Genomic DNA, 21135 nt, shown 5'->3' with positions numbered 1-21135 from the left:
GTGAAGGCACAGCGCGCCTTCGCAGCAGCTGCATCGGCACTGCACGCGTGCTGCACGCGCGGCTGCATACAGTAAAGCCACTCCCCTCATGGCGACGCCGCGTGGACCTGCAGCCTTCCGTTCCTTCCTTCGATCGTCATCCTTCCTTCCCGCGTCGACCGATGGCGGACAGTGCCCACTTCGAACTGCTCGACGTCAGTGCCCTGCAGGATCCCTGCAGCGGCCGCATCGTCCATCTCTATGCGCTGGTGGCGCGCTGCACGGCGTGCGAGACAGTCTTCAGGGCAGAGGAAGGCGCTGGCCTGGTCAGCACCTCGTCCGCCCGCGTGGTGCGCTGCCCGTCGGGCTGTGGCCAGCAGTCGTTCACCGGCGCCGCGCTGCGGGACTGGCGGGCGGCGGCCGTACCCGCCGCCTGAGCCGCGCTCAGAGCACCGAAGGATTGAGCTGCCAGACCGCATGGTTGAGTGCGGTGGCGAAGCTGACCCAGGCCAGGTAAGGCAGCAGCAGCCACGCCGCCAGTGCTCTGCGGCGCGCGAACGCCAGCATCGTGGCCACGATCAGCACCAGCAACAGCAGGATGTCGGCGAACGCCGCGCCGCCGAGCTTCCATGCGAAGAACAGCCAGCTCCAGAGCACGTTGACGACCAGTTGCGCGACGTACAATCCGAGCGCCGTCCGATTGCTGCGCCAACCGCCCTGGCGCCAGATCAGCCACGCGCTGAGCGCCATCAATACATATAAGAGTGTCCAGACCGGTCCAAACACATTGGCCGGCGGCGCCCAGCTGGGCTGGACCAGCTGCCCGTAGAACTGCGCGGCGGTGATCGAGGCGCGCGCGCCCAATGCCGCTGCAGCGAGCGTAAGTGCCAGCCAACCCGCCAGGCCGAACAGCTGTCTTCTGTGATTCATCACTGATCCTCTCGAACATTTGCCATCGCACCCGGTCTACGCAGACCGGCGCGTGTTGGATGCAGGCCCCGCAACGCTCAGTCCGCGGTGCCGGCTGCGCCGTCTGCAGGCAGCAGGGCCGGGCGGCCGTCGAACCATTCGCGCGCACCCGCCAGATGCCATTGGCGCTGCTTGCCTTTCATCTCGATGCCGGCACCCAGCAGCCCCCAACGCAGGTAGAGATCGCCGCGCTTGTTCTGCTCGAGCAGATCCAGCCGCGCACGCAGGGACAGCCGCTCGTTCTCGGCTTCCAGGCCGTCGAGCACCAGATGGCCTGCCTGCCAGCGCAGGCGGGTGGTTGCGTTCACCTGCCCGGAATCGAGCAGGGACAGCGCCCAGCGCGGGTAGTCGCCACGCTCGGCGAACACCGCCAGCAGGGGCGCGGCATCGCTCATGGTCAGCGCCGCGCTTGCATCGACCCGGAACGGTGCCTGCGCATCGATGCGGCCCTGCCTGAACTGCACGCGTCCCTGCCAGGGCGTCTTGCGCTGCTGCTGGCCAACCCGCACGTTGCGCAGTTGCACCGACGTGCCCGACAGGTCGAAGTAGCGCTGCTTGAAGTCGGCGCGGCGCAAAGTGGCGTCGACCTGTGCATTGCCAAGCAGGTCGAGGCCGGCCACCTGCAGGCGCGCGCCGTTGCCGAGCAGGGTGGCGGTGCCATGGCCGACCCGGCCGTCGGTATCCAGCTCCACATCGCCGGTGAGCGTGCCGGTGCCACCCAGCAGCCGGGCCTGGCCTTTGCCCAGATAGCGGTTGTAGGCGGTCAGGTCGGGAATGGTGGCATTGCTGAAACGCAGGCGCGCACGCATGTCCTTGCGGAACTCACGCAGGCGGCCATCCCCACTGAGCACCAGCGACAGGTCGCGACCGTCGAACAAGGTGTCTCCTTTCTCACCGCCAGCGCGTGCGTTGAAGCGCGGCACCCGCACATCCAGCGTGGCGCGGGTCGGCGTACCGGGCGCCAGCTCGCCGTGCGCGCTGGCCGTACCGGTCATGCGCACGCCGGCCACCTCCGCGGTCGCTGCCGCTTCGGGAATATCCACCGTACTGCCGGCCGCAAGCTCACCCGCTTTCAACTGCAGATCGGCCCGCACGGTGCCGCCACCGTCGAGCTGCACCCAGGGCTTGCGCAGGAACAGAGCGGGAATCCAGTTGAGCGAAGTAAAGGTCCATTCGCCCTGTACCCGACCGGAGGTGCGCTCGATCAGCTGGCCGGGTTCGCGGAAGGGAATCTTCCGCCCCGTGATGTGCAGGTCGGCATCCAGCGAGGCGCCCGTGTCCTTGCGCGCCGGCAGCCGCGCCTGCAGGCGGATGTCCTGCGCGGCGTTCAACTGCAGGGCCAGCGTGCCGCGATCGGGGGCGCCGGCGCCGGCCTGCAACGGCACCCGCCACACCGCGCGACTGCCCGGCTGCAGGGTGCCGCGGTCGAGCGTGATGTCGGCCTGCAGCTGGCCCGTGCTGGGTGAGCTGGATACCGCCAAGGTGCGAGCGTCGGTGTCCACCCGGATGCCGTGACTGCGGGCATCCACCTTCAATGCGCCGCGGAGGATCTCGAACTTGGCGAGGCCGGGCGCCTGGTCGCGGTAATGCCACGGGTAGCCGAACGTTGCCTCGACCTTCATCGCGTTCAGCAGCTGCACGCCGTCATAGCTGGCCCTGGCATCGCTGAAGGCCACCTGCGAGTCGTACAGTTCCGAGGGGCCGCCACGAAGCTGCTTGCGGAAGCCGACCGTGCCCTGGCCCTGGCCGATGATCAGCAGCTTGCCGAAGCGCGCGTGCTGGATGGAATCACTGTGGATGGCATCGAAGCGCAGGGTCCAGCCCTGGTTGCCACGCGGTGGCGGTGGCACGACATCGTCGACACGGGTGACTTCGGCCGACACGCCACTGGCCTGCAGGTGCGGCACGCGCACTTCGCGGTGGAACAACGGCCACAACGCCAGACGGGCACTGGCACGGTCGGCGTGCAGCACATAGACCGTGTGGTTCACATGGCCGCGCATGTGCACGTTCCAGGCAATGACATGCCCCGGCAGCAGGGTGATGGCCGGGCCGGTGCGCATCACGAACTTCTGCGGTTTGCGGTTGGTGGCAAGGTCGAACAGCGGTGTGTTGAGGAAGATATTGCCTGCCAGCAGATAGAGCGCGTAAACGCCGGCAACGCTCCAGGCCAGCAGCCGCCAGCGGCGCGGCCAGTGGGTGAAACGTGCGGGAAATGCGGGCATCCGGGCTCTTCAACGGGTGGGACGTGCGTCACTATCCCGAACATCACTGCGTGATGATGTGAATGCCTGCCGATATCGCCTGTCTATAATCGCGGGCTACGTACAAGGAGCCCATGGCATGACTGCACAGGCTGGCAAGGACAGCACCACCGCTTACGACGCCGCGGACAAGGCGGCCTTCGATCCCACTTACACCTCCAGCGTGCACGAAGCGCGGCGGACGTCGCGCGACGGCAGCGTGACGGTCTCCGAGACCGGGGTTAAGTCCAGCGCCGAACGCAAACTGGCCGGGACGAAGTTTGCGGGACAGTTCGTCGATGCCAGCGCCGCCGTCACTGAAACGGTCGTCGATGGACGCAACGAGTTCCAGCTGGAGGTGGCCAATGCCACTCGCAGCCAGCTGAAGGCGGGCATCGTCGAAGGTGGGGTGACCGCCGGTGGCCGTGGACGCTACAAGGTGGCCCTGCCGCAGAACGACGCCACCGATCCGCGCGAGGTCAGCCCACTGGACCCGACCACCATCCCGCGCGGTGGCAGCGTCATCCTCGATGGCCAGCAATTCACCGGCACGCAGATGGAAGCGCGTTTCCGCAACATGGCCGTCGAGAGCCAGCTGACCGAAGCGCAGGGCGCCAGTTACCGCGTCGATCGCCTCAGCGATGGCCGGGTGCGCGTCAGCACGGGCCCGAACGAGGCCGTGGAGGCTTTCAATGGCGTGGGCTTCTCGGCAGGCAGGTTCAGCGCCGTTGCCGGCCGCCAGGATGGACTGGGGCAGTCGTCGGTGCGCAGTGCGACGTTCGATCTGGAGCAGGCCGATGGCCGCGCGGCCTACGCGCAGTTCGTCGAGACCGGGCGGATGCAGGCCGCCACGCCGGGCGTGCAGGACCTGGCCACCATCGAGCGGATCGGCATGAATTCGCAGACCCGCCTGAAGCTGGACTACAACGACAAGCTGGGCGTCGACCTGGCCGGCCAGCGCAATGCCGGCGATATCGTCCGCGTGCGCCGCGAGGATGGCAGCTATACCGAGCGGATGAACCTGGAGTACGGCGGCAACCTGCCGATGAGCCGCATCAGCGCCTACGGTGCCGACGGCAAGGAAGATCCTGCGCAGCGCCGCTACGAATTCACCTTCGACCTGAAGGACAACCCGAATGGCGAGCAGATCGCCAGCCTGGCCAACAGTGCGCTGGCCGGGCGGGCCGGCAACGATGTGCACGGGCCGTTGAAAGCCGGCGAAGTGAACACGTTGGTGCTGGACGAGGGCCAGATGCGCGGGCTGATGCAGCGCACCCAGGCGATGGTCAAGGACAACCCGATGATGGGCCCGGCCTGGCATCTGCTGGCCGAGGACGGACAGGGCAGGCCGCAGCAGGATGTCGATGCCTTCGCTGTGGCGCTGGCGCGCAACCAGGGGCATTCGGCCTATGGCATGGCCGAGCGCCTGTTCCACGTCGCCGCCGCCGGCGGCCAGGACCTGCAGAAGATCGACGCCACCGTGCGCGGTGACCACCTGCAGGACCTGCCGCCGCCGTCGCCGCTGCTGCCGCAACAGGACCCGCGGCATGCCAGCAGCCCGGACCACACGATGTGGTGCCAGAGCCAGGGCGCGGTCCGCAGCCTGGATCAGGCCATGGGCCGCACCCCGGACGAAATGAGCGAGCGCCTGAGCATGGCTCTGCTGGTGGCGGCGCGGCGCAACGGCATGGAGCGCATCGATGAAGCCGTGCTCAGCGAAGATGGCCGCTACGCGTTCGCCGTGCAGGGTGAAGCGCATGCGGCTGATCGGCAGATCGCCTGCGCGGACACCGCGAAGGCCGTCGCCACGCCGGTGAGCGAGCAGGTGCGCGAGCTGCCCCAGCCTGCCGAGCGCGGCACGGAGCACACACAGGCCGGGCAGCAGGAACAGCAGGTGCAGCAGGAGCAGGCCAATCGAGCGATGGCGCGCTGAGCGCTGTAAGGACGGAATGCCCGGCAATTTCACATGACGAAAACGTCTTCACAGTGCTTAATACGCTTCCTGACGAGTAGGGAGCTTGTCTGACAGGACGGCTCCCGGCGTTTCCAACTACCTGGACCGTACCCATGGCGGCTTTGCAGCAGCGCACCATCGATCTCATCCGTGAGCATCAGTCGACCCTGATCGCGCAGTGGCGTGACAACCTCAATGCCGCCGGCCAGAACGATGACAGCCGCATCGGTGCGCGCGACCTGGACATCCAGGTCAATGAATTCTGGCAGCTGCTCCTGCCCTCGCTGTCGGCCGCCGATGCAGGCAACCTGCACGGCGCCGAATGGCAGGCCATCCGCCATTTCCTCGAAGACCTCTCGCGCGACCGCGCGATCAAGGGCTTCACGTCCTCGGAGACGGCCACCTTCATCTTTTCGCTGAAGCGGCCGCTGTTCCAGCTGCTGCAGCAGCACCACAGTGGCGATCCGCAGGCGCTCGGCGAACAGCTGTGGTCGATCTCCGAGCTGCTGGACGTGCTCGGCCTGCACACGGTGAAAGCCTTCCAGCGCACCCGCGAGGATGTCATCCAGCGCCAGCAGGAAGAGATGCTGGAGCTGTCCACCCCGGTAGTGAAGCTGTGGGAAGGCGTGCTGGCACTGCCGATGATCGGCACGCTGGACTCGCAGCGTACCCAGGTGGTGATGGAATCGCTGCTGCAGCGGATCGTCGACACCGGCTCGGAAATCGCCATCATCGACATCACCGGCGTGCCCACCGTGGACACGCTGGTCGCCCAGCATCTGCTGAAGACCGTCACCGCCATCCGCCTGATGGGCGCCGACGCCATCATCAGCGGCGTGCGTCCGCAGATCGCGCAGACCATCGTGCACCTGGGCCTGGACCTGCAGGGCATCGTCACCAAGGCCAACCTGGCCGACGCCCTGGCGCTGGCCCTGAAGCGGAACGGCCTGACCGTCAGCCAGGCCAACCGCTGATGGACCGCATCCCGATCCTGCAGATGGGCGACCTGCTGCTGGTCACCATCCAGGTGGACATGCACGACCAGCTGGCGCTGAACCTGCAGGACGACCTCAGTGAGCGTATCCGCAGCACCTCCGCGCGCGGCGTGCTGATCGACATCTCCTCGCTGGACATCGTCGATTCCTTCATCGGCCGCATGATCGCCACCATCTCCGCGCTGTCGCGGGTGATGGACGCGACCACCGTGGTGGTGGGCATGCAGCCGGCCGTGGCCATCACCCTGGTCGAACTCGGCCTGGACCTGAGCGGCGTGCGCACGGCGTTGAACGTGGAGCGCGGCATGAAACTGCTGCGCCAGAGTGATGAACTGCCATGACCGCACGCCAGGGGACGTTACCCGTGCGGGTCGAGCAGGACGTGGTGCTGGCACGCCAGGTCGTGCGGCAGGCGGCAGTGGCCTGTGGGCTGCGGCTGGTCGACCAGACCAAGCTGGTGACCGCGGCCAGTGAGCTGGCGCGCAACACCGTCATCTACGGCGGTGGCGGGCAGATGGACTGGGAACTGCTGGATGAAGGGCTGCGCCGTGGCGTACGCCTGGTGTTCTCCGACCAGGGGCCCGGCATCGCCAACATCGAGCAGGCGCTGACGGATGGCTGGTCGTCGGGCAAGGGCATGGGCCTGGGCCTGTCCGGCTCACGCCGGCTGGTGGATGTCTTCGAGCTGGACAGTGCACCGGGCCAGGGCACGCGCATCGCCATCACCAAATGGACGTGAATTTCTCCGGCCACGTCACCCGCGTCGTGGCCGTGGAGGAACCGACCCAGGTCGGGCAGGTGCGTCGCGAGGCGCTGGCCTTGGCCGCGCGGATCGGTTTCGATGAAACGGACAGTGGACGGGTCGCGCTGGCCGCCAGCGAGCTGGCCAGCAACCTGTTGCGCCATGGTGGCGGCGGCAAGGTGTATCTCTCGGTCGTACAAGGGCGCGACGCCCGCGGTGTCGAGCTGTATACCGTGGATGCCGGCCCTGGCTTCGTGCTGTCGCAGGCATTGATGGAAGGCTATTCCACCGGCGGCAGCCAGGGCCTGGGACTGGGCGCGGTAAAGCGCCAGGCATCGCTCCTCGACAGCTGGTCCGATGCGCGTGGCACGATCGTGGTGGCCCGAATCTACCCCGAACGTGCCGGCCCACGCATTGATCTCGCCTACGGTGCCCTGCGTCTTGCGATGCGAGGCGAAGAAGCCTGCGGCGATGCCTGGCACCTGTCGGTACGGGAAGAGCAGGCGACACTGACCCTGATCGACGGCCTCGGCCATGGCCTGCCTGCCACCGATGCGGCGCAGGAGGGCACGCGCCGGGCCGCGGAAGCGGGCGTGGATGCACCTGGCCAGCTGATTGAAGCGTTGCACCAGGCCATGTCCGGCACCCGCGGCGGTGCCGTTGCCGTGGCGACCCTGCCGCTGGCCGGGGGCGAGCTGCAGTTCTCCGGCATCGGCAACATCAATGCCGGCATCGCCGATGCCACGACCTATCGCGGCCTGGCGTCGATGCCGGGCATCGTCGGCGTGCAGTACCGCAAGGCGCAGGCATTCAACGTTCACGCCGCGCACGGCACTCTGCTGATCATGCACAGCGATGGCCTGCAGGGGCGCTGGCGGTTGCAGGACTATCCGGGCCTGGTCCATCGGCACCCGGCGCTGGTGGTGGCGGTGCTGCAACGGGATTTCGACCGTGGTCGTGACGATGCCAGCATCGTTGCCCTGCGCATGGGAGCGTAGTGATGGGGCAGGAACAGATGCAGGAAGAGAACACCCGCCTTGCGGCCGAGAATGCCGCCCTGCGCGCCGAGCTGGAGGAGACCAACCAGGGCGTGCTGGCGCTGTATGCCGAGCTGGACCAGCAGGCGGTGCAGCTGCGCGAGGTCTCCGACCTGAAGAGCCGGTTCCTGTCCTACATGAGCCACGAGTTCCGCACGCCGCTGGGCTCCATCCTCAGCATGACGCGGCTGCTGGAAGACGGTTTTGACGGCCCGCTCAACGATGAGCAGCTGCGCCAGGTCCGCTTCGTCAGCGCTTCGGCATCGGAGCTGCGCGAGATGGTGGACGACCTGCTGGACCTGGCCAAGATCGAGGCCGGGCGCATCACCATTTCACCGGGCTGGTTCGACCTGATGGACCTGTTCGCCGCCCTGCGCGGCATGTTCCGGCCACTGGTGGAGAGCAACCAGCGCATCGAGCTGGTGTTCGAGGACCCGCCGCCGCTGCCGATGCTCTATACCGACGACAAGAAGCTGGCGCAGATCCTGCGCAACTACATCTCCAATGCCATCAAGTTCACCCCGGAAGGGCAGGTGGTGGTGTCGGCGATGATGGAAAGCGATGCGGAGGTCCGCTTCACCGTGCGCGATACCGGCATCGGCATCGCCCCGGAGCTCCTGCCCGCGCTGTTCGAGGATTTCGTGCAGGTCGATTCGCCGCTGCAGAAACGCCTGCGTGGCACCGGCCTCGGCCTGTCGCTGTGCAAGCGGTTTGCCGAACTGCTGGGCGGCCGGGTGGCGGTGGAAAGCCTGCCCGGCAGCGGCTCGGCCTTCCATGTAGTCTTGCCGGTAGCACTGAACGAGGCGACGGAGGACGCCCATGCCGCACTCTGATCGCGTATTGGTGGTCGATGACAACGCAGCCACCCGCTATTCCGTGCGGCGCGTGCTGGAACATCATGGTTACAGTGTCAGCGAGGCGGCCACCGGACAGGAGGGGCTGGACCGGCTGGCCGACTCGGAGTTCGGCGCGGTGGTGCTGGACGTCAACCTGCCGGACATGAGTGGCTTCGACGTGGTGCGCCAGCTGCGCACCCAGCCACGCACCCAGCTGCTGCCGGTGGTGCACGTCTCGGCCGCGTCCATCGCCACCGGCGACATGATCACCGGTCTGGACAACGGTGCCGATGGCTACCTGATCCATCCGGTGGACCCCGATGTGCTGCTGGCCACGCTGCGCAGCCTGCTGCGCGCGCGACGCGCCGAGGAAGCCCTGCGTGAAGCGGATGCGCGGTTCCAGGAGATCTTCAGCCAGGTCAACGCGCCCATTGCGGTGCTGGATGAGCAGCTGCAGATCCGCGAAAGCAATTCCGCGTTCGCCCGTCTGCTCAGCGAGGCCGATGCCAATGGCTCGCTGTTTGCCCTGCTGGGCAGCAACAAGGAATTCGTGCTGGACCTGCAGGACGCACTGGCCCGGCAGGAGCGTTGGCAGGGCGCGCTGTCCATCGCGGGCCGCCAGGGCGTGCGCAACACGCAGTGGCGGCTGACGCCTGACCGCCGCACCGGCCATGGGCTGGTGGTGGTGGAGGACGTGACCGAGCACCATGTGCGCGCCCGCGAACAGCGTGCCGAACTGGAGACCGCCAACACCGAGCTTGCCCACCAGATCGCCGAGCGCAGCCGTACCGAAGCTGAGCTGCTGCAGGCGCAGAAGATGGATTCGCTGGGCCAGTTGACCGGCGGCATCGCGCACGACTTCAACAACCTGCTGACCACCATCATCTCCGGCCTGGACATGATCGAACTGGCCGTGTCGTCGTCGCGACTTGAGAAAGTTCCGCAGTACAGCAGCATCGCTGCCGCGTCGGCCCAGCGTGCCGCCGCGTTGACCCAGCGCATGCTGGCGTTCGCCCGCAAGCAACCGCTGGATTCGCGCCCCTTCGACCTGGTGGCGCGCACGCGCTCGCTGGAAGACCTGCTGCGCCGCTCGATCGGCGAGAACATCGAGCTGGAGTTCGAACTCGGCGAGGAACCGCTGGTTGCCGTCGCCGACGTCAACCAGTTCGAGAACGTGGTGCTGAACCTGGTCATCAACGCACGCGATGCCTTGGGCGGCCGTGGCCTGATCCGTCTGCGCGCGGAGGCCTGCGAAGTCCAGCGCGAGAACGAATTGACCTCGGGCCGCTATGTCAGCCTGAAGGTGATCGACAACGGGCCGGGCATTCCACCGGAACTGGTGGCGAAGGTCTTCGAACCCTTCTTCACCACCAAGCCGCAGGGCGAGGGCACGGGCCTGGGCCTGTCGATGACCTATGGTTTCGCCCGGCAGTCGGGCGGGCTGGCGCGCATCGCCAGCGAGCCCGGCGAAGGGACCGAGGTCGAGCTGCTGCTGCCCGCCGGTGAAGTGACACATGCGGAAACGAGCGCCGAGCAGGTCGCGCCGCCGCGTGGCCAGTCCGAGCGCATCCTGCTGGTCGATGACACCGATTCGGTGCGGATGATGGTCGGTGAAATGCTGTCCGAAGCGGGTTACCAGGTGACGTTGGCGGCGGATGCGCGCCAGGCCCTGCGCCATCTGCGGCAGGACCCGGCCTTCGACCTGCTGCTGTCCGACGTCGGTCTGCCCGGCATGGACGGTCGCGAACTGGCCGATGCCGCGCGCGAGATCAATCCCGTGCTGCCGGTGCTGTTCATCACCGGCTACACCGAACGGGCTGCGGTGCGTGAGTCCTTCCTCGGTACCGGCATGAGCCTGCTGCCCAAGCCGTTCAGCCTGCTGGAGCTGATGGGCGCGGTGCGTGCCGCGCTGTAGCTGCATGGGCTACGCTTGACGCATGTCCCAGAGCCCAGAACTGCTGCGTCGCCTGCTGCGCGCCAAGGACCAGATCGACCGGGCCAGCCACGAAGACTGGCCGGTGGCGCGCCTGGCCGAAGTCAGCGCGGTTTCGGTGGCCCACTTTGCACGCGCGTTCAAGCAGGCCTTCGGCGTACCTCCTCACCGCTACCTGCTCAGCCGCCGCATCGAGCGCGCGGTAGCCCTGTTGCGGGAGACCGATCTTCCTGTCACCGAGATCGCGGCACTTACCGGCTGGGTCAGCCTCGGCACGTTCGGGCGCATCTTTCGCGACATTGCGGGCAACAGCCCAGGGGCGGTCCGCGAGCGCGAGCGGAGCAAGCTGGATGCCCGTGCGCCGATGCCGGAATGCCATGCCCGTGCCGCGCAGCGCCCCGACCTGAAGACCGCAGTTTTGGAGAAGCGACGCCGCGCCGCGCTTGATAGCGTGAGCCCCACTACAGAGGAGGGGTTATGACCGGTACCGTGAACGTGGTGGGCCTTTATGTGCGTGACCAGGACGAAGCACTCGATTTCTACGTCAGGATCCTGGGCTTCAGGGTGCATACCGATGTCGGCAGCGGTGAGTATCGTTGGCTTACCGTGCAGGCCGCGGGCGATGAGGGCTTCCAGCTCGGGTTGTTCAAGCCAGGGCCGCCGGTGCACGACACGGCGACCGCACAGGCATTGCAGCAATTGGTCGCCAAGGGCGCGATGCCGCCCCTGGTGCTGGCTGTCGAGGATTGTCGCGCCAGCCATGCGCAGCTGCTGGCCAAAGGCGTTGAGTTCACCCAGGAACCGGTCGAGCGCTACGGCGCAGTCGACGCCGGATTCCGTGATCCATCGGGCAATGGCTGGAAAATGATCGAGCGGCCGGCGAAGGAGCGGGTGGCGCACTGAGACGGCGTGCGCGTCGCGGCTGCGTGGATGGGGTGGCTGTGGCCACCCCGGGTGCAGTGGTCTGCGAAGCCGGGCAGGCGTGTCAGCCCGGAAGCTCGCACTGCATCTTGCCGTCCACGTAGTACGGCTTGGGAACGTTCGGGTTCTCGCTGGTCTTTTCGAAAACCACCTCGAATGAGTCCGCCTTCGGCGTTCCCTTGCGCTCGGTGCAGGCGTCGTTGAGTTTCTTCTTGACCGCGGTGATGCCGGCATCGCGGTTGGCGCCGTCGGCGCTGTTGGTCAGGTTCACTGTTTCAGCGAGGGCGAGCGGGCTGATGGCCAGCAGGCCGGCGGTGACGATCAGGGTGTGCAGACGGGTCATGCATTCTCCTCGGGCGTTCCATTGCGGATGCGCCGCAGGCGTGCGGCGCGCAGACAGGATAGGGAAGGCCGGTTAAGGCACCGTGCTCGGCCTGTCATCGTGTCAGGCTGCGACCGATTGTCGCTCCAATAGTAGTGGGAACCATTCGCATCTGCTATGATTTAACGCGCCCTTAACCAGCGCCGCTGCCGCCGCCCCAGGCGCGGCTCCCAGAAGCAGGTCCCCCATGTCCAACGCCCGTTCCCTTTCCCGCGAGCCGATGCGCTCGCTGCTGTCCGTGTCCGTTGCCACGCTGCTGGCATTGCCGCTGGCCGCGCAGGCCCAGTCGGCGATGCCCGATGGCGCCACGCCCACCGATCTGGACGCGGTGCACGTCAACGCCTACCGCACCATTAGTCACACTTCCGGCGCGACAAAGACCGATACCCCAGTGGCCGAGATGGCAAGGTCGGTGTCGGTCATCGCACGTGAGGAACTAGACGCGCGCGGCGTGCAGAACCTCAACGAGGCGATGCGCTATGTGGCCGGCGTTTCGCTGGAAAGCACCGGCATCGACAACCGTGTCGACGACTTCCGCATCCGCGGCTTCGATGCCGGCAGCTGGAGCAACAACGTCACCGTCGATGGCATGCGCGCGCCGCAGGGCGGCCAGTGGAACCGCACGATGGTCGACAGCTGGAACCTGGACCGCGTGGAAGTGCTCAAGGGCCCCTCGGCGGTGATGTATGGCCAGGTGGCTCCGGGCGGCATGGTCAACCAGGTCAGCAAGACGCCCACCCCGGACCAGCAGCAGGTGCTGCAGCTGGGCGTGGATGGCAACGGCCAGTACAGCACCGCCTTCGATGTCGGCGCGGGCAGCGATGACAAGCGCCACCTGGGCCGCCTGGTCGGCCTGTACCGTGACGGCGACACGCAGATCAAGCACACCGACCAGGAGCACTGGTTCCTGGCGCCGAGCTACACCTTCCAGATGGCCGAGCACACGCGCCTGACCCTGCTGGGCCTGTACCAGCGCGACGATGGCGGCTCGACCTACCAGTTCCTGCCTTTGGCCGGCACCCTGGTGGCCACGCCCTACGGGCACATGAAGAACAGCACCTTCATCGGCGAGCCGACCTGGAACACCTACGACCGCACGATCTGGTCGGGCGGCTGGCTGTTCGAGCACGCCTTCAACGAGCACTGGACGCTGAGCCAGAGCGCGCGCCGGTTGAACGTGGAGTCGACCTTCCGCAGCGTGGTCACCAATGGCGCGCTGAATGCCGATGGCCGCACACAGAAGCGCCGTGCCACCTGGGGCGAGGGCGATTCGCGCGGCGATACCGCCGATACCCGCCTGACCGGCAAGTTCAGCACCGGCGCCGCCGAGCACACCCTGCTGCTGGGCGTGGACTGGCAGAAGGCCGACTGGACCGCGGCGCGCGGCGCGATGGGCACGACCACCGATACGCCAACCGCGATCGACATCTTCAACCCGGTCTACAGCGGCTACATCCCGGCCACCACCTCGATCGGCTATTCCGGCGGCATCAACCGACAGACCGGTGCCTACCTGCAGGACCAGATCGCGCTGGACAAGTGGCGCTTCACCGTTGGTGGCCGCTACGACTGGACCAAGGATGACACCTGGACCCAGGCCTATACCGTGGCCACCGATCGTTACGGCGCGCGTGCGCCGAGCCATATCAAGAACGATGCCTTCAGCGGCAACGCCGGCATCCTGTACGTGGCCGACAACGGTCTGACCCCGTACCTGAGCTATGCCGAATCGTTCCAGCCGGCCGGCAGCACGGCCACGCAGTCCTTCGAGCGCACGGCATTCGATCCCATCACCGGCAAGCAGTGGGAAGTGGGCCTGAAGTACCAGCCGGCCAGCTTTGATGGCCTGATCACCGTATCGGCGTACGACCTGCGGCAGCAGAACGTGCTGACCGACGACCCGGACAGCAGCCACAACACCTGCGGCACCACCGGCACCAGCCAGTGCCAGGTGCAGGATGGCGAAGGGCGCGTGCGCGGTGTCGAACTGGAAGGCCGCGTCACCCCGCTGCCGGGCTTCAGCGTGATCGGTGCTGCGTCGTGGATGGAATCGGAAGTGACCCGCAGCAACAACGGCTACGCCGGCAACGAGCTGGCGATGGTGCCGGACTGGACCACCTCGCTGTGGGGTGACTACACCTTCCAGAGCGGTGCACTGGAAGGCCTGAGCCTGGCGGCGGGCATGCGCTACAACGGCAAGAGCTATGGCGACAGCGCCAACCTGTACCGCATTCCGTCGTACACCCTGTGGGATGCCGCCATCCGCTATGACATCGGCCTGTACGGCGCGGTGGGGACACAGCTGTCGTTGAACGTGAGCAACCTGGCCGACAAGCGTTTCGTGTCGACCTGCACCGGCGTGTCGTCGTGCTACTACGGCACTGGCCGCACGGTGACTGCGACGGCGCGGTTCACTTGGTAATGCCCACCTAGTGACGTGATGCCGCCGCGCCCGGGTGGGGGCGGCGGCAGCGCCGATCACGCCGCAGCGTTGGCGGCGTACGCGGCCAGCACGGCCGGCAGCTCGTGCATGGATTCGAAGATCACATGCGCACCGGCTGCACGCAGGGCCTCGGGCGTGCTGTGGTACTGGCCGCCCGGGCTGTAGCCGAACACCGTGGCACCCGCGGCCACGCCTGCGGTGGCACCGGTCACGGTGTCTTCGATGACCGCGCAGCGAGTCGGGTCCACGCCCAGTGCTGCGGCGGCTGCAAGGTACACGTCCGGGTGCGGCTTGGTGCGCGGCTGGTCCTGGCCGCTGAAGATCTGCCCGGCGAAGGCATCGAGGATGCCGATCTTGCCCAGCTGCAGGCGCACTTTCAGCAGGTCGGCACCGGAGGCGCAGGCAATCCTGCCGCCGGTCGCGACCTGGATTGCACGCACGGCGGCCGGGGCGCCGGGAATTTCAGTGAGGTCACGTTCCAGCGCCACGTTGCGCTGGCGGCGGAATTCATCCAGCCATTCATCGGTGAAGGGCTTGCCGGTACGCTCCTCGATCAGGCCGGCCAGGCCGGCGACGGATTTGCCGAGGAAGATTTCACCGGCCTGCTGCTGGGTCAGCGGCCAGCCGCGCTCGCTCAGCATTTCCGACAGCACGCGGGCCACCAGCGGCTCGGAATCGACGAGGACGCCGTCGCAGTCGAACAGCGCGGCATCGAAGGGGAAGGGGGACATCAGGAACTCCTTGCAACAACCAACGGGGGGAAGCTGCGCGCTATTTTCCCACAGGGCGGGGGCGGGCACCCCGCGCCTCGATGAACGCCGCAATCCGGCTTGCCGGTAGAGTCGAGCTTGCTCGACTGCACGCAATGCCGCGGCAAAGGCAGTCGAGCAAGCTCGACTCTACGGCTATCGGCGCGCCTCGATGAATGCGGCGATCCGCTGCAGCGTCTCCGGGGTGCCGGCGGTGTAGACGATCATCGACAGGTCCGGGCGCGCTTCCACGGCAAAGGTCGAGAAGTCCAGCTCCAGCAGGCCCAGCTCCGGGTGCTTGAGCCGCTTGCTGCCATCGCCTTCGCTGGCCACGTCGTTGCTGCGCCAGAGCGCGGCGAATTCAGGGCTGCTGGCCGAGAGCTCGGCGGCCAGTTCGGCCACTTCGGTCTCGGCCCCGGCACGGATGGCATCGGCACGCAGCGACGCCACCACGAAGCGGGCGACGCTGCTCCAGTCGTCCTGCGCCGCGCGCACCCGGCTGTTGCTGAAGATGAAGCGCAGGATGTTGCGCTCGCGGGCCGGCACCTGCGCGTAGTCGGTCAGCAGCACCGTGGCGGCGTGGTTCCAGGCGACCACGTCCCAGGTCGGGGTGCGGATCAGCGCCGGGCTGTAGGGCAGGGCGTCCAGCACCCGCTGCAGGCGCGGCGAGATGCTGTCGCCGCTGCGGTACTTCACTTCCGGCGGACGGCCCAGCCCCAGCATGTACACGTGTTCGCGCTCGGCGTCGGTCAGCCGTAGAGCGGCGGCGATGCGGTCCAGCACCTCGGCGGACGGCGCGCCGCCACGGCCCTGTTCCAGCCAGGTGTACCAGGTCGGGCTGATGCTGGCGCGCTGCGCGACTTCTTCGCGACGCAGGCCGGGCGTGCGTCGGCGACCGGTTTCGAAGCCGAAACTGGCTGGATCCAGCCGCGCGCGACGGCTTTTGAGGAATTCGCCAAGCGAATGCTGGTTCATGCCGGTGACCGCCTGCCTGTCAGTGGCTATACCTGTATAACGTCACTACTTTAACAGGATGCGGCGAGCGGGATACTGGGCAAACTTTCCAGTGGAGGCAGACCTCATGCGTGTATTCCTGACCGGTGCCACCGGCTTCATCGGCAGCCGCGTACTCCAACAGCTGCAGGCTTCAGGTCACCAGGTCATCGGCCTGACCCGATCGGATGCGGGTGCGGAGGCATTGCGTGCAGCGGGTGCCGACGTGCAGCATGGCGAACTGGGCGACCTCGCCAGCCTGCGCGCCGGAGCCGAGGCGGCCGATGCGGTGATCCACACCGCCTTCGATCACGATTTCAGCCGCTTTGCGGCCAACTGCGAGCAGGATGCCGCGGTGATCGGCGCGATGGGCGAGGTGCTGAAGGGTTCGGCGCGACCGTTGCTGATCACCTCCGGCGTCGGCATGGGTGAAGCGGAGCCCGGCCAGCCGGCGCTGGAGACCGTGTTCAATCCGGGCCATGGCAACCCGCGCATCGCCTCCGAACGCGCAGGCAACAGGCTGTTGGAGGCTGGCGTGGACGTGCGGGTGATGCGCCTGCCGCAGGTGCACGATACCGTCCGCCAAGGGCTGATCAGCTACTTCATCGATATTTCCCGGCAGCAGGGCGTGGCCGCCTATGTGGGCGAAGGTGCAAACCGCTGGTCGGCGGCGCATGTGGACGACGTCGCCCGTGCGTACTGCCTGGCGCTGGAGCGCGGTCACACCGGCGAGCGTTACCACGCGGTGGCCGAGGAAGGCATCAGCGCACGACGCATCGCCGAGGTTGTGGCTGCTGGGCTGGACGTGCCGGTGCGCAGCATCACGCAGGAAGAAGCAGCTGCGATATTTGGCTGGTTCGCGCTGTTCGCCGGGATGGATCTGCCGGCATCGAGTGGGCTGACCCGGCAACGCCTTGGCTGGCAGCCGGGTGGCCCGACGCTGCTGCAGGATCTGCAGGCGATGGATTACCGCGCAGGGCGCTGACAGGGGGTGAATGGCCGTGCACCGCGCGTGCATCTGGCCGCGCGGATACTGGCAACCCTTGAATCGTGCATTGGGCCAGCCGGGGCCTCCGCCATGCCACGTCGGAAAACGTTGCGCATCGTGACCTTCAACGTCAATGGGATCGGCCCGCGGCTCCCGCATCTGCTGGCATGGCTGGACCGTGAAGCGCCGGACGTGGTCGCGCTGCAGGAGCTGAAGGCCACGGATGCAGCGTTTCCAGCGGCGGAGCTGGAGCAGGCGGGCTATGGCGCGATCTGGAGCGGCGAAGCGCGCTGGAACGGTGTCGCAGTGCTCGCGCGCGACGCGATGCCGATCGAAAGCCGTCGCCGGTTGCCGGGTGATCCCAAGGACAGCCAGAGCCGTTATCTGGAAGCAGCCGTGCATGGCATCGTCGTGGGCGCACTGTACCTGCCCAACGGCAACCCGCAGCCCGGCCCGAAATTCGATTACAAGCTGCGCTGGATGCAGCGCCTGCTGGACCATGCCCGCTCGCTGGTCGACCTTCCACACCCGGCGGTGCTGATGGGCGACTTCAATGTCATCCCCACTGAGCTGGATGTGTATGACCCCAAGGCGTGGAAACGTGACGCGCTGTTCCAACCCCAGGTCCGCGATGCGTTCGAGCGATTGCTGGCGCAGGGCTGGACCGATGCGCTGCGAAAGGTGCACGGCGAGAAGATCATCTACACGTTCTGGGATTACTTCCGCCAGCATGCCGAGCGCGACCGCGGGCTGCGCATCGATCACCTTCTGCTCAATCCGGTGCTTGCGTCGCGGCTGAAGGATGCCGGGGTCGATCGCTGGGTGCGCCTGCAGGACAAGGCCAGCGATCACGCGCCGACCTGGATCACAGTCAGCAGCTGAATGCTTCATCGTGACGTTGGGCAGCGGCCGTGACGATGCATATCCACGGCAATCATCCAGCGGATACATCGGCAAGACAGCAACGTGACCGGGGAAGGCCTACGTTCCAGTTCTGTCCCCTGCGACGTTCACGAAATGCTTGCTCCCGTCCTGCCTCCCCCGTTGTCCAACCTTGCCAGGCAGCGCCTGTTGCAGGTGCCTGATCTTCCGCTTCCGGGCCAGGGCCGCACCCTTGAACGCTGGCGTGCACTGGCAGCACTGGGTCATGAAGACCTGTGCCTGGCCAAAGTGCTGGAAGCCCATCACGATGCGATCGCGATCCTGCACGAATTGCGCGTGCCCGTGCCTTCAGAACAACTTCTGGCGGTGTGGGCGGCAGAGGGCCCGGCCTGCACGCTGCGGGCGGAGCACGACGGCCGGTTGCGCGGCGACAAGCCGTGGTGCTCGGGAAGCAATCTGGTCGACACCGCGCTGGTGACCGTGCGCGGCGAGGCGGGCGTGCAGCTTTACAAGGTGGACGCCTCGCAGTGGCACTGCATGGATGGCGAGCCGTGGCCGGCCGCTGGGATGGCCGGTGTGCCGTCCACCACGGTGCGCTTTGATGACGCAGAAGCCGAAGTGGTGGGTCCGATCGATGGCTATCTGGAACGACCGGGCTTCTGGCACGGCGGCGCCGGCATCGCGGCAGTATGGTTCGGTGCGGCGACAGCCCTGGCCGAGCGCATGCAGCACGGCTGCAGCGAGGGCCTGCGCGCGCGGTTGCTGGGCAAGGTCGATCTGGCGTTGGCACCGGCAGCCGCGCTGCTGCGGGAACTGGCCATGGCCATCGACGCAGCACCGCAGCTGACACACCGCGTGCAGGTGGTACGCGTGCGCAGCGTCGTCGAGCGCGCCGCCACGCACGTGCTTGATCTGGCCGGCCGCGCGCTTGGGCCAGCACCGATGTGCATGGAAGATGCCCATGCCCGGCGCTGGGCCGACCTGACGGTGTTCATGCGCCAGAGTCACGCCGACAAGGATTGGCAGTGGCTGGGTGAGCAGTGCGCCCGACAGGTGATGCCATGGTCGCTGTAGCCACCATCCACGGCCAGGGTTCGGAGGAGCGTGCGTGGGAACACTGCGACTGGCTCTGGCAACAACCTGAAACCGCGCTTGCGGACCTGTGTGCAGGCGTTTGCCGGCTTGTAGTGGTCGCGCCGCACCCGGATGACGAGGTGCTCGCGTGTGGCGGGCTGCTCTGTGCGGCCGCAGGCATCGGCCTGGAAGTACAGGTCGTTGCGGTGACCGACGGTGAGGCCTGCTACCCGGGCGAGCGCTGGTGGACGCCGCAGCGCCTGCGCCAGGCACGCCGTGAAGAGCTGCGCGATGCGCTGGGTGCGCTGTCCATTGATGCCGGCGCCATTGTCCATCTTGGCATTGCCGATGGGGGCGTCACCGACCACGAAGCCGGCCTCGAAGACTGGCTTTGGCAGACCCTGCGCGAAGACGACCTGGTGCTGGCACCGTGGCGCTTCGATGGCCATCCCGATCACGAAGCGGCCGGCCGCGCCGCCTGGCGTGCGGCCCGGGCGGTCGGCTGCAGACGTCTTGAGTACCCCGTCTGGGGCTGGCACTGGCTGGACCCCGGTTGCGCCCACATGGCGTGGGAACAGCCGAAGCTGCTCGACATTTCCGCTGTCGCCGCGCACAAGCGCGAAGCGATCGCACAGTTCCGCACCCAGACCGGCGATGTCTCGAGGCTGCACGCCGAGCCCATCCTGCCGGCCCACGTACTCACCCGCTTCTATAGAAATCACGAGGTTTACTTCGCATGAGCGCCCAGCCGTACTTTGATGACCTGCATGCCAACGAAGATCCGTTCGGCTACCGCACCCGCTGGTACGAAGAGCGCAAACGCGACCTGCTGATGGCCAGTCTGACCCAGCCCACCTTCCAGCGCGGCTGGGAACTGGGCTGCTCCAACGGGGTGCTCACCGAGCGCCTGGCCGGCCGCTGCGAGCGCCTGCTGGCCACCGACATCAGTCCGCGCGCCGCCTTCCAGGCGCGTCGCGGGCTGGCCCATCTGCCACATGTGCAGGTGCATTGTGCGCAGCACCCACAGCAGTGGCCGGCCGGTCGCTTCGATCTGATCGTGTGTGGCGAGATGGGCTACTACCTGGGTCCGGAAGCGCTGGTCGAACTGCGCGATGGGCTGCACGCCGCGATGAAGGACGACGGCCTGCTGGTTGCCTGCCATTGGCTGCCTTCGTTCCCGGGCCGGGCCAGTCGCAGTGCGCTGGTCCACGAGCGGCTCGGGCATGGTCTGCAGGAGGCGTTCTGCTACCGCGACAGCGATTTCATCCTGCAGGGCTGGACGCGCAGGCCGCTCTCCCTGGCCAGCAACGAGGGCCTGAGATGATCGGCGTGCTGGTGCCGGCGCACAACGAGGCTGAGCACCTGGCCGCATGCCTGCGCTCGCTGGCCATCGCTGCAGCGCATCCGGGGCTGGCTGGCGAGCCGGTGCAGATCATCGTTGCGCTGGATGCCTGCACGGATGGCAGTGCCAAGGTCTGTGCGCGGATGGCGACGGAGACGCTAAGCCTGCAGGCGCGGTGTGTGGGCGCTGCGCGCGCGGCCGCGGCGGGCGTGCTGCTCGAGCGCGGCGCCGCATGGCTGGCCAGCACCGATGCAGACAGCGAGGTTCCAGCCGATTGGCTGGTGGCCCAGCGCACCGCAGGCACCGACGTATTCTGTGGCGTCGTCGATCTCGGCGAGCTGGCGCCGCAGCAGGCGTGGCTGCGCAGCTGCTTCCAGCGCGGTGAGCGCTGGGGTGAAGGGCATGGTCGCGTGCACGGGGCCAACCTTGGGGTCTCCGCCGCCGCCTACCGGCGGGCAGGCGGATTTGCGGCGCAGCGATGCTCCGAAGATGTGGACCTGGTGCGCCGATTGGAGGTGGCGGGTGCGTCGATCCGTTGGGCCAGCGCGCCTGTGGTGACCACCAGTGGCCGGTTGTCAGGCCGCGCCGTCGGTGGCTTTGCCGATCATCTGGCAAGCCTGGCTGCGTTTGAGGCGTTGCCGACTCCCCAGCTGGCCCTCGCCAGCTGAGGGAC

General features: G+C 67.3%; 22 protein-coding genes. 17 read left to right on the top strand and 5 right to left on the bottom strand.

The window, feature by feature from the left end; genetic code table 11:
* The first annotated feature begins 161 nt into the window (after window positions 1–161).
* Window positions 162–416, top strand: a complete 255-nt coding sequence (locus IAE56_RS00960; protein WP_200751109.1) for a hypothetical protein — start codon at window positions 162–164, stop codon at window positions 414–416.
* Between the two features lie 7 nt (window positions 417–423).
* Here the strand turns inward: IAE56_RS00960 and IAE56_RS00955 are convergent, their stop codons facing one another.
* Complete coding sequence (locus tag IAE56_RS00955) at window positions 424–909, bottom strand: TspO/MBR family protein (protein ID WP_200751108.1); 486 nt, start codon at window positions 907–909, stop codon at window positions 424–426.
* Window positions 910–986: 77 nt separating this feature from the next.
* Window positions 987–3173 carry a hypothetical protein gene (locus IAE56_RS00950; protein WP_200751107.1) on the bottom strand — a complete coding sequence of 729 codons (2187 nt, stop codon included), beginning with the start codon at window positions 3171–3173 and terminating at the stop codon, window positions 987–989.
* Window positions 3174–3291: 118 nt separating this feature from the next.
* On the opposite strand from IAE56_RS00950, the gene IAE56_RS00945 reads away from it, so the two are divergent.
* The 9 genes from IAE56_RS00945 (at window position 3292) to IAE56_RS00905 (ending at window position 11591) form a co-directional block, all read left to right on the top strand.
* Window positions 3292–5124: an XVIPCD domain-containing protein gene (locus IAE56_RS00945; protein WP_200751106.1), complete on the top strand. Its 1833-nt coding sequence runs from the start codon at window positions 3292–3294 to the stop codon at window positions 5122–5124.
* 134 nt (window positions 5125–5258) lie between these two features.
* On the top strand, window positions 5259–6119 hold the full coding sequence (locus IAE56_RS00940; protein ID WP_164072751.1) for an STAS domain-containing protein: 861 nt from the start codon (window positions 5259–5261) through the stop codon (window positions 6117–6119).
* Window positions 6119–6481 (top strand): STAS domain-containing protein, encoded by a 363-nt coding sequence (locus IAE56_RS00935; RefSeq protein WP_200751105.1) that lies wholly within the window; start codon window positions 6119–6121, stop codon window positions 6479–6481. Before IAE56_RS00940 ends, IAE56_RS00935 begins: the two co-directional genes overlap by 1 nt.
* Window positions 6478–6879: an anti-sigma regulatory factor gene (locus IAE56_RS00930; RefSeq protein ID WP_200751104.1), complete on the top strand. Its 402-nt coding sequence runs from the start codon at window positions 6478–6480 to the stop codon at window positions 6877–6879. The genes IAE56_RS00935 and IAE56_RS00930 overlap by 4 nt, the downstream gene beginning before the upstream one ends.
* Entirely contained in the window at window positions 6870–7880 is a 1011-nt protein-coding gene (locus IAE56_RS00925; protein WP_200751103.1) for an ATP-binding protein, read from the top strand. The genes IAE56_RS00930 and IAE56_RS00925 overlap by 10 nt, the downstream gene beginning before the upstream one ends.
* Before the next feature lie 2 nt (window positions 7881–7882).
* Complete coding sequence (locus IAE56_RS00920; protein ID WP_200751102.1) at window positions 7883–8752, top strand: ATP-binding protein; 870 nt, start codon at window positions 7883–7885, stop codon at window positions 8750–8752.
* Complete coding sequence (locus IAE56_RS00915) at window positions 8739–10670, top strand: response regulator (RefSeq protein ID WP_200751101.1); 1932 nt, start codon at window positions 8739–8741, stop codon at window positions 10668–10670. Before IAE56_RS00920 ends, IAE56_RS00915 begins: the two co-directional genes overlap by 14 nt.
* A 22-nt stretch (window positions 10671–10692) precedes the next feature.
* The gene (locus IAE56_RS00910; protein WP_200751100.1) at window positions 10693–11169 is read left to right on the top strand and encodes an AraC family transcriptional regulator; all 477 of its coding nucleotides are present in this window, start codon (window positions 10693–10695) and stop codon (window positions 11167–11169) included.
* Complete coding sequence (locus tag IAE56_RS00905) at window positions 11166–11591, top strand: VOC family protein (RefSeq protein ID WP_079221977.1); 426 nt, start codon at window positions 11166–11168, stop codon at window positions 11589–11591. Before IAE56_RS00910 ends, IAE56_RS00905 begins: the two co-directional genes overlap by 4 nt.
* Before the next feature lie 82 nt (window positions 11592–11673).
* On the opposite strand, the gene IAE56_RS00900 is transcribed toward IAE56_RS00905, so the two are convergent.
* Window positions 11674–11952: a hypothetical protein gene (locus IAE56_RS00900; protein WP_200751099.1), complete on the bottom strand. Its 279-nt coding sequence runs from the start codon at window positions 11950–11952 to the stop codon at window positions 11674–11676.
* Window positions 11953–12178: 226 nt separating this feature from the next.
* On the opposite strand from IAE56_RS00900, the gene IAE56_RS00895 reads away from it, so the two are divergent.
* Window positions 12179–14413, top strand: a complete 2235-nt coding sequence (locus IAE56_RS00895) for a TonB-dependent siderophore receptor (protein ID WP_234455808.1) — start codon at window positions 12179–12181, stop codon at window positions 14411–14413.
* A 56-nt stretch (window positions 14414–14469) separates the two neighbouring features.
* Here the strand turns inward: IAE56_RS00895 and IAE56_RS00890 are convergent, their stop codons facing one another.
* Together IAE56_RS00890 and IAE56_RS00885 are read right to left on the bottom strand one after the other, a co-directional pair.
* Entirely contained in the window at window positions 14470–15165 is a 696-nt protein-coding gene (locus tag IAE56_RS00890) for an HAD family phosphatase (RefSeq protein ID WP_200751098.1), read from the bottom strand.
* Between the two features lie 174 nt (window positions 15166–15339).
* Window positions 15340–16158 (bottom strand): helix-turn-helix transcriptional regulator, encoded by an 819-nt coding sequence (locus tag IAE56_RS00885; RefSeq protein ID WP_200751097.1) that lies wholly within the window; start codon window positions 16156–16158, stop codon window positions 15340–15342.
* A gap of 106 nt (window positions 16159–16264) precedes the next feature.
* On the opposite strand from IAE56_RS00885, the gene IAE56_RS00880 reads away from it, so the two are divergent.
* The 6 genes from IAE56_RS00880 to IAE56_RS00855 all read left to right on the top strand — a co-directional run bounded on the left by IAE56_RS00880 (window position 16265) and on the right by IAE56_RS00855 (window position 21130).
* Complete coding sequence (locus IAE56_RS00880) at window positions 16265–17161, top strand: SDR family oxidoreductase (RefSeq protein WP_200751096.1); 897 nt, start codon at window positions 16265–16267, stop codon at window positions 17159–17161.
* 93 nt (window positions 17162–17254) lie between these two features.
* Window positions 17255–18046 (top strand): exodeoxyribonuclease III, encoded by a 792-nt coding sequence (xth, locus tag IAE56_RS00875; RefSeq protein ID WP_200751136.1) that lies wholly within the window; start codon window positions 17255–17257, stop codon window positions 18044–18046.
* Between the two features lie 135 nt (window positions 18047–18181).
* Window positions 18182–19120, top strand: a complete 939-nt coding sequence (locus IAE56_RS00870; protein ID WP_200751135.1) for an acyl-CoA dehydrogenase — start codon at window positions 18182–18184, stop codon at window positions 19118–19120.
* Window positions 19108–19860, top strand: a complete 753-nt coding sequence (locus IAE56_RS00865; protein ID WP_200751095.1) for a PIG-L family deacetylase — start codon at window positions 19108–19110, stop codon at window positions 19858–19860. Before IAE56_RS00870 ends, IAE56_RS00865 begins: the two co-directional genes overlap by 13 nt.
* Window positions 19857–20444, top strand: coding sequence for an SAM-dependent methyltransferase (locus IAE56_RS00860; RefSeq protein WP_200751094.1), 588 nt, complete (start codon window positions 19857–19859; stop codon window positions 20442–20444). The genes IAE56_RS00865 and IAE56_RS00860 overlap by 4 nt, the downstream gene beginning before the upstream one ends.
* On the top strand, window positions 20441–21130 hold the full coding sequence (locus tag IAE56_RS00855) for a glycosyltransferase (RefSeq protein ID WP_200751093.1): 690 nt from the start codon (window positions 20441–20443) through the stop codon (window positions 21128–21130). The genes IAE56_RS00860 and IAE56_RS00855 overlap by 4 nt, the downstream gene beginning before the upstream one ends.
* The last annotated feature ends 5 nt before the right edge of the window (window positions 21131–21135 follow it).

The sequence above is a fragment of the Stenotrophomonas sp. S41 genome, assembly GCF_016624625.1.
Lineage (GTDB): Bacteria > Pseudomonadota > Gammaproteobacteria > Xanthomonadales > Xanthomonadaceae > Stenotrophomonas.
This window is presented reverse-complemented; position numbering and strand designations above follow the sequence as displayed.